This is a genomic window from Flagellimonas sp. ABD4_174 (genome assembly GCF_056160185.1).
Genome location: NZ_JBSWWP010000001.1, coordinates 1273012 through 1285686 on the forward strand (window position 1 = coordinate 1273012; position 12675 = coordinate 1285686).

A 12675-nucleotide genomic window follows, 5' to 3' on the forward strand; every position below is an offset into this window, starting at 1 on the left:
TAGAAAACTTGTCAATATGTATAGAAAAGTACTTTGGATTGTTGCATTGGTGTTGACTCTATCCTGCGATAATGAGAACAATACTCTCGAGGATATTGCATTCAGGGGCGGTTATATCACGTTTGTAGAAGCACCGAACCTTAGTTTTAATATTTTAAAGGTTGACTCGGAAGTGTTTACGGCGACGTTGCAAGACCCGAATCAGAATGCATCAAGCTATACCTTGGATGTATTGTACAAAGATGGCGAAGCGGTCATAGAAGATTATATCGAGATAAGTAGTTTTCCATATACCCTAACATTTGATCTCTCCGATGTGCTTGAAGCTTTACAAGTAGAAGAAACCGAAGTAGAGCTAACGGATAGAATAACGTTTGTAGCAACTGTTGTGACCCCAACAGGAACTTTTAATGGAAGGTCGCCGGATTTTGATTTTAATTATATCAACCAAGGTGGACAAACCACAGACCGGTTAAAGCAATCTGAACATTACAATGCAATGGAATTTACCATTGGGTTCTATCAGCCGCCTGGTGTAAAGATCAGAGGAACTTCTTTCGAAGAACCTGCCGTAGCGGGCGATGAAGATGTTTACAATAGAAATGGTACAAACGATGAAACACTCGACCTGATCAATGGACCAAGTCCGCCCTACGTGGATTACGTAGCGCAAGGGTCCGGACCAGATAATGAGTTAGGCTTCGATACCGAGTATTTGGCCATTCCCAATATCAGTACCAGTAGCCTTGGCTTTTCGGAAGAACGCATAGGAGTAATGTCTTTATTCGAGGATTACGAAGAATATCCGGATGGAGTACAGGGATTCCATTCGGAAGACGCTGATGGCGCTCTGAGAATAACTTTTGATACGGTACATGTTCCCGAAGGGCAAAACAACTCGGGAATCTCTTTTGAAGTTTTCTTTGGGGATACCAGTTGGGAGGACTTGGATGGTATCCACGCCTATGCAAATATCACCACAGACAATGGCGATGAGGTTTTGGAACTAATAAATATCTATAACGATGATGTAGAGGCCGTAGCTGGCCAATGGATGGAGGTAAACAGCGGATTTCAAAAAGGAATTCGCTCGTATCAATTGGTTGTTCAAATACAATCAGGAGCCACGGCAGAATCGTTCGATTTGGATAATATCATTGTTTATGAAGCTGAAGACTAAACCTCATTAATTGGAGACTTAAATTAAAAGTTATGGATTTAATAATAAAAAGAAGAAGTTGTTCGCAAGCAATTATAAGTGTTTTGTGCCTATTGTTGGGAGCAATCTCTTGCTCATCCGAGGATAAAGAAAATACTGAAACAGCTGTAGATCTGGACCCCCCTACCATACCAGTAGGTTTAAAGGCCGAAAATATTACACAACGGACATTATTTTTGTATTGGAACCCCGCAGAAGATAATGTAAACGTAAAGAATTACTCCTTGTACCAAAACGGTGAATTTTTAGTGGGGTCGGGCAAGCCATCTTATTATTTGGATGATCTGTTACCGGGAACCGATTATACTTTTCAAGTACTGGCTACCGATGAAGCAGGAAACTCATCTAATCTCAGCGACCCTATCAATGTACATACATCCGACCCCCTTGTGGCGGAACTGCAGTTTGCCTCCGGTAACTTGGAGGATTACTTAAGGGATTTGCTGGATATTGTGCCGGGTATATCGGCCAAGAAATACAAAGTCCCCACGGACAACGAATTGGATCAATGGGACTCCATTATAGATGCTATTTTGGATGAAGACATCACCAAAGCTGTTGATGAAGCCGTGTACCTAAATTATCAGATAGTGGAGTTTACGGATATTTATTCCTCTCCGAATCAAGTTTACTATGTTATAAAGGAATATCAAGAAAGACAGAACTACTGGGGGACTTATGTTTTTAGCAAGACCCCAAAACGAAAAGACTTGGTTTTGGCTGCTCCTCACGTATTGCACGATCAAAAAACTGGATACCAGGCAGCATTCGCCTTTAGAAGAAACGTAGCTAGGGCATTGTTTTTAAGCGGGGCACACCGATGTGATCAAGAAGGTTCCTCTACATGCGATGGCACGACCAAATCTTGTAGCTCAAATTTTGGGGCATACAGGATATCAGATGTTCCACACAATACCAATACTACATTTCAGGTCACAACCGAAAATCTGTTTAATGCACTTCCTTCCAGTGTTTTTGTTCAACTCCATGGATTTGGTAAGGAGCCGACCGACCCTGACGTAATTTTAAGCAACGGTACCAATAAAACACCAGCAAAAGATTATGTGGTTATGCTTAAGGATGCCCTTCTTGAAGAGGATAATACCTTGACCTTTAAAATTCCTCACATTGATCTAAATTGGACACGTTATGCCGCGTTCGATAATACTCAGGGCAGATATATAAACGGTTCGGCATCTCCTTGCAGTGTGCCGGCAACAGGGACAACAGGTAGATTTGTGCATATAGAGCAAGAGCGCTCAAAACTTCGGCAAGATGAGTCTGGGTGGATTAAAATCAGTAATGCATTGGGCAAAGTGTTTTAAAATGATAGGTTCAATGACAATTAAAACTATGACTTTGTTAGGTTTCACCTATATTTATGGATGATGAGGCAACTAATGAAACTCTGATCAATTGGGTGTAAAGATTAAATATAAGGTGTTTTGTGTCGGTGCAGTGCTCACATTGCTATTTGTTGCAGCCTGTACCCACCCTGCAATTAAAGCCGATATACTAATTAAAAACGGAACCGTGTACAATGGGATGGATACCGTTCCGAGTATAGTGGATATAGCCGTTAAAGAAGATAAAATCGCTTATGTTGGCAGTGCGGGCAAAGTTCAAATAAACGCTTCAAAAATAATTAATGCCGCAGGATTGACAGTATCACCGGGCTTTATTGATCCCCATACACATGCAACCAACGATTTGGTAAACGAAAATTTGTCGGACAATAAACCGTTTCTTTTTCAAGGCGTAACAACGGTAGTAGTGGGCAACGATGGTAGTAGCCCATATCCATTCGTAAAATATGCTGCCAAATGCGAAGAGCATGGGGTCGGTACCAATGTAGCAGTGTTTGTAGGGCATGGCACGGTAAGGAAAATGGTAGTAGGATCCAGCGACCGTAAGGCAACACAGCAAGAAATAACAAAAATGCAAAAGGTAATCCGAGCAGAAATGGATGCAGGGGCCTTTGGTATGTCCACCGGATTGTTCTATGCCCCGGGAAGTTATTCCGATACCGATGAAATAATAGCATTGGCAGAAGTCGTTGCCGAAACAAAAGGTGTCTATGATACACATTTGAGAGACGAAAGCACATACTCCATAGGATTGATCCCCGCAATAAAAGAAACCATAGAAATCGGAGAAAAAGCGGGTTTGCCCGTACATATTTCGCACATTAAATGTTTGGGAGTAGATGTATGGAAACAAAGTGATTCCATTATAACCATTATTGAAGCTGCACAAGAAAAGGGAGTTCAGGTAACCGCAAATCAATACCCATATAACGCATCGGCTACTGGACTTCAAGCTGCAGTAGTACCACGCTGGGCAGAAAGTGGGGGTAGGGATTCGTTGGTTGTTCGTATTAATACCTCTGGGCAAAGAACTAAGATATTGGAAGAAACCAAAATTAATATCGCAAGAAGGGGAGGGCCAAAAACCTTATTGATCGTTCAGTCGCCCAACAAACTGTATGAAGGTAAAAATCTTGAGGAAATATCCGAGATTCATAATATGTCTCCAGAAGAAACCGTCTTTAAAATCTTGGAGGAAGGTTATGCAAAGATCGCCTCCTTTAATATGACCAGGTATGACATTGCAAATTTTATGGATGAGCCATGGGTGGTAACTGGTTCGGATGGCGGTTCGGGACACCCGAGAAAGTATGGTTCGTTTCCAAGAAAATATAATACCTATGTTAAGCAGGATAGTGTATTAACTACAGCAGCCTTCATTAACCGAAGCAGTGCAGTAACAGCAGATATTCTTCGGATCCCCAATCGGGGTAAGTTGTTGGAGGGGTATTTTGCAGATATCATTATTTTTGACCCCGCTACTTTTATGGATAAAGCTACTTATGAAGATGCTTTTAAATTGGCCGAAGGGTTAAAATATAGTATCATCAACGGGAAGATTGCCATTGATGAAGGAAAATATACAGGACAAAAAAATGGGGCGGTTCTTAGGAAAAAACAAGAAAAAGGTGTCTAATTCTTTCTAAGGCTTAATGCCTGTTTGAAAAATTTGGTTTAAAAATTCCCATAAGGTAGATGCGGTTGGTTCTAACTTAGTTTTTTTGATGTTTATCGATATTTCAATTTAGGACTTATTGAACTTTACGGATAATTGCCTTTAATTTCCGAATCAAATCGCTAAAAATGTGAATTCGGGTATATTAATTTAAGTAAGCCATTGTTTTTTGTTAAATTGGTCTTGTCTTATCCAAAGAAATCTAAGAGCAATTGTATTGATGGGCGAACCGATTTGCCCTCGTAACCATCCAACTAAAACCAAAAAGATCATGAAAAAAATATTCCCTACACTGATTCTCTTTATTGCTTTTTTTAGTTTATCCAATCAAAAAGCGATCGGGCAGTCCCAATTGGATGCCGAAACGGTAAACGATTTAAAAAATACGACCCAGTTCGCTATCGGCGTAAGTGACGAGCGACATTTTAAAGGAGCTTTGAGCATGTACGATTTTTTGGTGGAAAATGGGGCGGAAATAACCGACTATGAAATTGTGGTAAAAGGTAAAATTGTGGCAAAATTGGTAAAGGGATCGGAATTGGAGGTCTTTTTTCAAAAATATAGGTCAAAGGTGCGCGTAAGCCTTTGCAGTGTTGCCATGAAAAAACAAAATGTTACCAAAGAGCAGATTATCGAAGGTCTTGTTCCGGTCCCCACATGGTCCGTCCGAATCTTGCAGTTGCAGGCCAAAGGGTACAACACGCTTACCTATTGAATTCTGATTTAGAAGTATTTGTTTTTCTTTCATTGTAAAATAATGTTGGCATAACAAATTATTATACTTTTGCTGATTGAATCAATGTATTTAAAATTGGTAAAAGGGCGAAAATCATATGTTTTTGTTGCATTGTTGGCAGTGTATGCTTGGGCGATGGCATTGGGGTATTCATCACTCCATTCGGTCCATGGATCTCCAAAGGCACTAAGTCAACAATGGTACCAATTGGACGATACGTCCGATGGCTTCCAGCACACATTGCCCGCTGTTTATTCCGATTATATTAGCAGTGCTTCGGAGAACAATCAACAATTAGGTACAGATAGTCACATTGTCGCAGGTTTACATGGTCTATTGCATCCGATGGTTTCTCATCTAGATGCGCTTCCAATAAATTCACCAAATGGCCTCATTAATAAGAACAAGGCCAATTTACTTTATCCTTTCCATTTCTTTTTTTGAAATCTTTTTGATTTTTCCGTGACATGGATTGTGTCATACACATCTATTTAAGCCCTCACATACGTGCTGGGTTATATTATTTTATTTAAAAAATCAAAAAATGGAATTAGGGACAATTAGTATTGGGGTTGTAGTTATAGCCCTTTCCGCTATGCCATTTGTACTCATGGCAAAAGGAAAAAAGAGAAAACAAAAAGAACTTCTGGATAAATTAAAGAATATAGCTGCATCACTCGGGTCCGACGTTGCCAACGTGGATTATGGACGTAAAATGGCGTTAGGCATATCCAGCGCCAAAAACTATATTTTGTTTTATAAGGAAACCAAAGATAAGATTGTGGAAAAGACCGTGCCTGTAAATACACTACTTAAATGCGAGGTGAATGAGGCAAAGCAACGTGTTAGGGTGAACAAGAAAACCGAGGAAATTTTGGAAAGAATAGAACTTGTTTTTTACTCCAAGGACAAAAGTGCTGCACCGATCAGTTTTGAGCTTTATAATGCAGACGAATATTTACAACTGAACGGGGAACTTCAACTTGCCAAAAAATGGCATGGTATTACCAAAGAAGCGATGGAGTTTTATGCCCATTGATCAAACTGTGATCTTATTTTTAAGGCCTCTGGAATTTTCTGGGGGCTTTTTTGTTGATGGGCCTTAACTGATCTTGTGATTCGTTATTTGATACTTCCTCGGGAGAACCATCGGATTTGAAATTACATTAACCGTTTGAGCAAAGCTTCTTTTCTTCGTACGGCGACCTCAATTTTATTGCCGTCGGACAGGGTTAAGTATCCGCCCTTCCCTTTATTGTAGGATTCTATGAATTTAAGATGTACCAAATGGGATTTGTGTACCCGGAAAAAATTTTGTCCTTCCAAAAGCTCCTCAAAAAATTTAATGGTCTTGGATGCCGTAATCTTTTTTTGGGTAGCGGTGTAAATATGCGTGTAGTTGGCATCGGACTGCAATCGTACAATGTTACCGGTGTCCACCATAGTAAAACCCTCAATGGTTGGGATTGCTATCCGTTTTGAGGAATCGTTGGTATCTTTAAAGTTATGGAAAAGGACATCAATCTTTTTTGATGTTTCCTTTAAGTTGTTTTGTTGTCGTAGTTTTTGAAGCGATTGGATAAAATCTGTTTTGTCGATAGGTTTTAAGAGATAATCCAATGCCGAAAATTTAAAAGCCTTTAATGCATAGTTGTCATAAGATGTGGTGAAGATTACTTCAAAATCGATTTGGGACAATTGTGAAAGTAGGTCGAATCCGGTGTTGTTCCCCAATTGAACATCCAAAAATAAAATATCCGGGGATTCACGTTCTATTTCTGATTTTGCCTCCTTAATGGAATGGCATCGTGCCAAAACATTTACATCGTTTCCATACTCTTGGAGTAAACCGTCCAGTCGGTTTATGCAATGTTGTTCATCGTCTACTATTATTGCTTTTAGCATAGGGCATTAAAATTGGGCTTCATACGGAAGTCTGATCTCTACACGGACCCCTTCGTTTTTATCAAACAATTTAAGTGATCCTTTGGTATTTTTTAAATGGTTGATAATATCTATTCGATTCCTTGTAATTTTTAACCCAAATGAGTTGTTCTTGTGCGTTTGGCCATGGTTTTTTAATCGTCCTACACCATTATCGTCCACGGAACAAACAAGCATGCCTTCAGCTTTTTTAATGGAAAGGTCTATTTGCCCAAGCCCGTTTTTTGGAGCGATGCCATGCCAAATACTATTCTCTATAAATGGTTGTAAAATAAAAGGTGGTATCAAAGTATTGTCGGTTTCAATGGACTCGTCAATGGTAATGGTATAGGTGAGTTTCTCTTCCAAACGCAAAGCTTCCAACTGTATGTAAAGTTCCATCAGTTCTAGATCTTCCTCCAAAGGAATCCATTTTTTTTCCGAGTTTTCAAGGATAGATCTGGTCAGCTTGGAAAATTTTACCAGATAATCATCCGCTTGTTTGATGTCTTTTCGTGCAATAAAATCGCTTATCGAATTTAGCGAGTTGAATATAAAATGGGGATTCATCTGAGAGCGCAGGGCCTTTAGCTCCGTCTCGGCCACTTTGGCATTAAACTCGGCAGTTTTCTTTTTTTCCAAGGCATCTCGCCTACGTTTGTAAAAAACATATCCCAAGGCGCTTATGATCAAGAGCACCAATGTGCCGATCAAATAACCATTCTTCACCAAACGTTCTCTTTTTATTTCTTCTTGGGCTATGGCCTGTTGACGCTCCATTTTGAACTGCATTTCCTTTCGGGTCAGTTCCGATTTTTTTTCTTCGCTCAACACGCTGTCCCTTAGTGTAATATATTCCTTGTAAGCATAAAGTGCATCGGCCATTTTGCCTTTGTTTTCATAAGCACTGCTAAGGACTTTCCACGAATCTGCTTGCCACTCCACGGCCCCGATTTCCTTGGAAATGGAAAGGGCGCGATCGGCATTGGTCTCGGCAACTGAAAAATTTTGCAGTAGCGCATTGATTTCTCCAATACTGTTCAGTGCAGAGGCTTCGATGTATTTGTTGCCGATTTGTTGGGCCAAGTCTGCGGCCTTTTGGTAGTTTACCAAGGCCTTTTCGTGGGCACCTGCTTTTTTTTGGGCCAACGCCAGGTTGTTGGTAATGGCGGCCACAAATAGATCATTGTTCTCAAGTTTGGCCAGTTCCAATGCTTTTTCCAAATACGAAATTCCTTCTTCAAAGTTTTCGGAGTCGTTGTACACAATGGCTATGTTGGAAAGTGCCTTAATTTCATCAGGTCGACTGCCCAATTCCCGGGCAGTATTAAGGTAAGCACGATAATTTTCCAGAGCGCGATCATACTCTTTTAGATCTGCATGTATATTGCCTATGTTGCTCAATAAGCTGGACTCAAGGGGTTTGTCCGATATTTTCTTGCTCAGAAGCACTGCTTCTTGATAAGCGTCCAATGCATTTAGGTTGTCTCCCAATACGTAATAGAGGTTGCCTTTTTGCCGTAATCCCAAGGCTTCGCCCTTCGTCCATTTTTCATTTCTAGAAATCGAAATCGATTCATCAATTAAAGGAAAGGCCTCATTCGGGTCAGAATACGTCATTTCAGAAACGGTACGGATCAATAGGCTTGCTCTAACGGTGTCTTGAAGGGTGTGGTTCCGCAACTCGACCTTTAAGGAGTCTAGGGTTTTTTCTTGTGACCGGACATTAAAAACAATAAGAAAAAGCAAACAAAAACAAAGACTATTTGGTATGGTTGGGCGCATGTTGAGAGGTTGGTTGCTTCCAAATTTAATCCTTTTGTCCAAAAAAATAACCATAAAGTGGGTATTGCGGATATCTACCCATCGGGTACGGTACGGTATTAAATGGGCACGTAGAATAAATCAAGGTGGTGTACTTCGTTTTAAAAATATAGTTTAGAGATTGCTATATACATAAACCATCAACTATATGAAATTTAAAACTATGTACTGCTTGTTATCTGCCATGTTTTTTTTACTTTTTAGTTGCGATAACAACAACGAAGACGATAATGAGGACACACTGACCACAGCACAAGGGACCATACGTTTGTCAGGAAATGAAACGCAGGTACTGGGAACAAGCTTGACGGTCGGTAATTTGGAAGTTGGCAATGTTGCGTTGTCGGGTACCAATAAATCGGTAATCCTGATGTCGGAAAACATAGCGGTTGTTGATAACGAGCTCGTCTATGAAAATGACCAAAACGGGTTTGTAATCGTAGCTGCGGATTTCTCCACTGGAGGTTCACCAAATATAGACAAAAGTATATCCATGACCATAGTAAAAGATGGTGAAGAATATAGGCATGCCTGCACTTCTCCCTATCAAAACTTTTTTATTGCTTGTGGTGACGGGTATGAGGTTGATTTTGAGGCGAAAACCATTACTTTAGAGGAAACAACGGTAATCAATACCGATACCAATGTGATTTTGACCTTGGACGGAACCATTACTTGGGATTAAAATATGAGGGATAAAATTATGGCAAGATCAATTTTGTACATCGTTTTCTATTTTTTGGGAATTCTGGTCGGCAGAGCACAATTTACAAGTGATAAAGAACTGGTCGTGCTCCAAGCGCCTTCTGACAAATTTGTTTCCATAACATTGCAAACACATAAGGGCTTGCTGCGTTTCGGGGCTTTGAACATGTATCGGGGACAGGCTACCGGACAAAGACAGGGAATACGGGGAGGCAGACCGGTTCGTGGTGCCGGCGACCCTAATGGCATGCAGAAAAGTAAGACCGTTTCTTCGGGCAAGAGCAATTTTGCCTTATTGGTCGGTCTAAAGTATCTACAACCGTTTATGAAAGACCTGGATCGGGAGCGGTTGACCACAATGACCTCCAATATGTCCGAAAAAGATGCGAATTCGGCCTTTCTACAACGGTTTTTACGGCGTCGGGTGGCTCCAGATCTATGCTTGGCAGAAGAGTGTAGGAATGCCGGACAGGGCAAAAATGAATTTGAAATTCTTCGCAACTATACGTCTTTCGTCGATAACTGTTTAGACCCACTTTTGGATTGGAGCAAAACTGTTATGAAGAACGATGAGTTGGTTGTTTACCATGTATCTATACTGAATATTGGCGGTACTTATGATTTTGATAAAAAAGGATATACCGTATATCACCTTCTAAAGCTAAATAACATTTTTCCGATGAAGCAGGGCATCTTGAACAAGGTGGAGTTCGAACCCGTGAAACCTTTCGAGTTAGCGCTCCGAAACGCGGTTGATAAGAGGATGGCCATCAAATTTTTACTTCAGATAGATGAACAAATAGCAGAGCAATTTCAGAAAGAAGGGACAAGACGTTTGTATGCCGTGAAAAAAATAAAGGTAAAATGGGCGAACAAACCTATGGTGGCTGCTTCTGAACCCTTAGAATTTACATATTCGCACGAAAACGCCGATTTGGAAATTTATACCGACGAGGCACTGACACAACACTTCAAAACATTGTCCCTTGCCGATCTAACTCATTGATTTATGAAACAAATACTATTTATATTCATCGCATTTTCCGGCCTTTATTCTGCTTGGGGGCAAGGAAAAGAGAAGGTCTACAAAGCCCCTTCACCCAATTTTATAGATCTGTCGCTACAGACGCATAACAACAAATTGCGTTTTGGGGTGCAAGATGAGTATTATTTAAAATCGGATGGCAGTTACGTAAAGCCGAGTGATGCAACGTATGTGGATATCGACAAGCGATTCAGTCACAACAATGCCAGTAGACATGCTTTTGCGGAACTTTTAAAGATTAGGTTTAAAGAAGAGATGTTTGCGGCTATGGACACGGATTATTTTACAGAGCGAACCAATACGATGTTCGAAAAAGATAAAATGTCCCATACCGCCCAGCAACATACTTTGCTTCTTGCTAATGCGCTCAGCACCAATGAACACGCAATGAGCTATTTCTGTAATCAAAAAGAAGATTCGGATTGTACATCGAGATTTCCACAAGCAGGATATTACAACGAGCCAAGGAACATAAGGCCATGGGGCGGGAGGGGAGCCACCGAGTTTCAGCAACTAAGGGCCTACACCTCTTTTGCCAAGAACAATTTGCCCGTAATCGTAAAATGGGGAAGTACGTTGCTCCCAGACAATACACTTAATGGATACTATGTGACCAGGACCCATCTGGGGAAATACGATTTTAAAGCCGGAGGGTTTTGGTTGATAACACATCAATTTTACAATCAAGGATTTTTGTTAAAGTGGTATGGATTGCAGCCTGGCAATTCAGCAGAAAGAAAATTAATGCACCCCAACGGTGCCTCCATATTATTAAAAATGTCGCCTGAGAAAGCCGAAACCTTTTCGGAAAAAGTACAGCAGATACATTTGGTGTTCAATGTGACCGGAAAGTTGAACGGACTCGAAAGTTATAGGGCAGACCAGCTAAAAACCACATTCACATTGAACTCCCCGATAATTGAAATCTATTCGGATGACAGCTTGACGAAAAAGGTTGGCGAAATTGATATTAATACGATGGTGACCAAAATCAGATAACAAATGATGAGAACCAAAAACACACAAACGATTCTATTGATCTTGTTCGGGGCAATGGTCTTTTTGAAGCCTATTTCTGCGAATGCCCAATTTTTTAAGAAAATAAAAAAAAGCATAGAGGATAAGGTTGTAGAAACGGCAAACTCCAAAACGGATAAATTTTTAAACGGGGAAAACAATACAGCTTCAACCGGCCCTGTTGTACAATCTCCACCCAAGGTTGGGTCCAACAATCCTGCTGACCAGGCAAAGCCGGTCAACGTAAAAAATACTGGCCAGAATCAAGATCAGGAAGTATTGCGATTCCCGGCCCCATCCAAAGATTTTCGAGATGTAGTGATTCAATCCCATAAGGGTTTGCCAAGATATGGAGCGCTACATTTCAAGAGAAATACACACAAACTGATTACCAATAAGGCCTATAAGGCTATTTTGGAGATGCGGTTTTTAGAGGAAACGTTCAAAGATATGGACCGTTCAAAACTCATTAAAAATCAAAACTCAACAGCAGACCTGAGTAAAAGGAATTCGGAATTTGCCCAGAATCAGGTAAGGATCCTGGCAGGGGAAACGCTATCCGACGATAAATTGAAAGACTATTTTTGTGATTCCGAAGCAGCATCGCCCTGTAATTTCTATAATCCTTCAGGAGAGCGGATCAACGTTTCCTATTGGGGGGGCATGGGTAACAACGAGTTTGCCCAGAACCGCAGTTATACCGATTTTGTGAAGAATTATTTCGACACTCTAAAAGATTGGAGTAAGACCTTCTATGCCGATGGCAGCGAGGTTGCATATTATGTGGCAAAGGGTCTGGTGGCCGAAAAATATGATTTTAAAGAAAAAGGCTATTGGATAGGGAATCTATTTTCCATAGGAGGGGATTTCATACTACATCATTCCAATTTTATACCCTACACCGAGAACGAGAAAGCAATAAGGCACCAACGCAAAAAAATATTCTTGCCCATAGATGCCCAAAAGGCCAAGAACTACAAATTAATTCCAAGGTCACCGGTTTTTGTGGTGTTCAAGGTTCGGGTAAACCCCAAACCCTATAATATGACCTCTGTAAATTGGGAATACGAACTGGAGAGTCCGATTATTGAATTTTACAAAGATGTGGCACTTACCGATAAAATGGGCGAGGTGGATATAAATAGTGCAAATCTTAAACAATAA

Annotated in this window: 12 protein-coding genes; 10 read left to right on the plus strand and 2 right to left on the minus strand. The window is 40.6% G+C overall.

What is annotated here, in order from left to right; translation table 11 throughout:
- The first annotated feature begins 16 nt into the window (after positions 1–16).
- The 6 genes from ACXAFK_RS05605 (at position 17) to ACXAFK_RS05630 (ending at position 6036) form a co-directional block, all read left to right on the plus strand.
- Positions 17–1180 (plus strand): hypothetical protein, encoded by a 1164-nt coding sequence (locus ACXAFK_RS05605; RefSeq protein ID WP_474957072.1) that lies wholly within the window; start codon positions 17–19, stop codon positions 1178–1180.
- A 32-nt stretch (positions 1181–1212) separates the two neighbouring features.
- Positions 1213–2544: a fibronectin type III domain-containing protein gene (locus tag ACXAFK_RS05610; protein WP_474957073.1), complete on the plus strand. Its 1332-nt coding sequence runs from the start codon at positions 1213–1215 to the stop codon at positions 2542–2544.
- A 91-nt stretch (positions 2545–2635) separates the two neighbouring features.
- Positions 2636–4222 (plus strand): N-acyl-D-amino-acid deacylase family protein, encoded by a 1587-nt coding sequence (locus ACXAFK_RS05615; protein WP_474957074.1) that lies wholly within the window; start codon positions 2636–2638, stop codon positions 4220–4222.
- 310 nt (positions 4223–4532) lie between these two features.
- Complete coding sequence (locus ACXAFK_RS05620; protein WP_474957075.1) at positions 4533–4976, plus strand: hypothetical protein; 444 nt, start codon at positions 4533–4535, stop codon at positions 4974–4976.
- 69 nt (positions 4977–5045) lie between these two features.
- Positions 5046–5441, plus strand: coding sequence for a hypothetical protein (locus ACXAFK_RS05625; RefSeq protein WP_474957076.1), 396 nt, complete (start codon positions 5046–5048; stop codon positions 5439–5441).
- A gap of 100 nt (positions 5442–5541) precedes the next feature.
- Positions 5542–6036 (plus strand): hypothetical protein, encoded by a 495-nt coding sequence (locus ACXAFK_RS05630; protein ID WP_224835284.1) that lies wholly within the window; start codon positions 5542–5544, stop codon positions 6034–6036.
- 122 nt (positions 6037–6158) lie between these two features.
- Here ACXAFK_RS05630 and ACXAFK_RS05635 read toward each other — a convergent pair whose 3' ends face one another.
- Positions 6159–6902, minus strand: coding sequence for a LytR/AlgR family response regulator transcription factor (locus ACXAFK_RS05635; protein WP_224835283.1), 744 nt, complete (start codon positions 6900–6902; stop codon positions 6159–6161).
- Positions 6903–6908: 6 nt separating this feature from the next.
- Positions 6909–8705: a tetratricopeptide repeat-containing sensor histidine kinase gene (locus tag ACXAFK_RS05640; protein ID WP_474957077.1), complete on the minus strand. Its 1797-nt coding sequence runs from the start codon at positions 8703–8705 to the stop codon at positions 6909–6911.
- Positions 8706–8892: 187 nt separating this feature from the next.
- Between ACXAFK_RS05640 and ACXAFK_RS05645 the strand changes: the two genes are divergently transcribed.
- From ACXAFK_RS05645 to ACXAFK_RS05660, 4 genes are read left to right on the plus strand one after another with little or no spacing between them, the layout of a single operon-like run.
- The gene (locus ACXAFK_RS05645; RefSeq protein ID WP_224835281.1) at positions 8893–9429 is read left to right on the plus strand and encodes a hypothetical protein; all 537 of its coding nucleotides are present in this window, start codon (positions 8893–8895) and stop codon (positions 9427–9429) included.
- 18 nt (positions 9430–9447) lie between these two features.
- Positions 9448–10455, plus strand: a complete 1008-nt coding sequence (locus ACXAFK_RS05650; RefSeq protein ID WP_474957078.1) for a hypothetical protein — start codon at positions 9448–9450, stop codon at positions 10453–10455.
- 3 nt (positions 10456–10458) lie between these two features.
- Positions 10459–11493, plus strand: a complete 1035-nt coding sequence (locus ACXAFK_RS05655; protein WP_474957079.1) for a hypothetical protein — start codon at positions 10459–10461, stop codon at positions 11491–11493.
- Positions 11494–11496: 3 nt separating this feature from the next.
- Positions 11497–12675, plus strand: coding sequence for a hypothetical protein (locus ACXAFK_RS05660; protein WP_474957080.1), 1179 nt, complete (start codon positions 11497–11499; stop codon positions 12673–12675).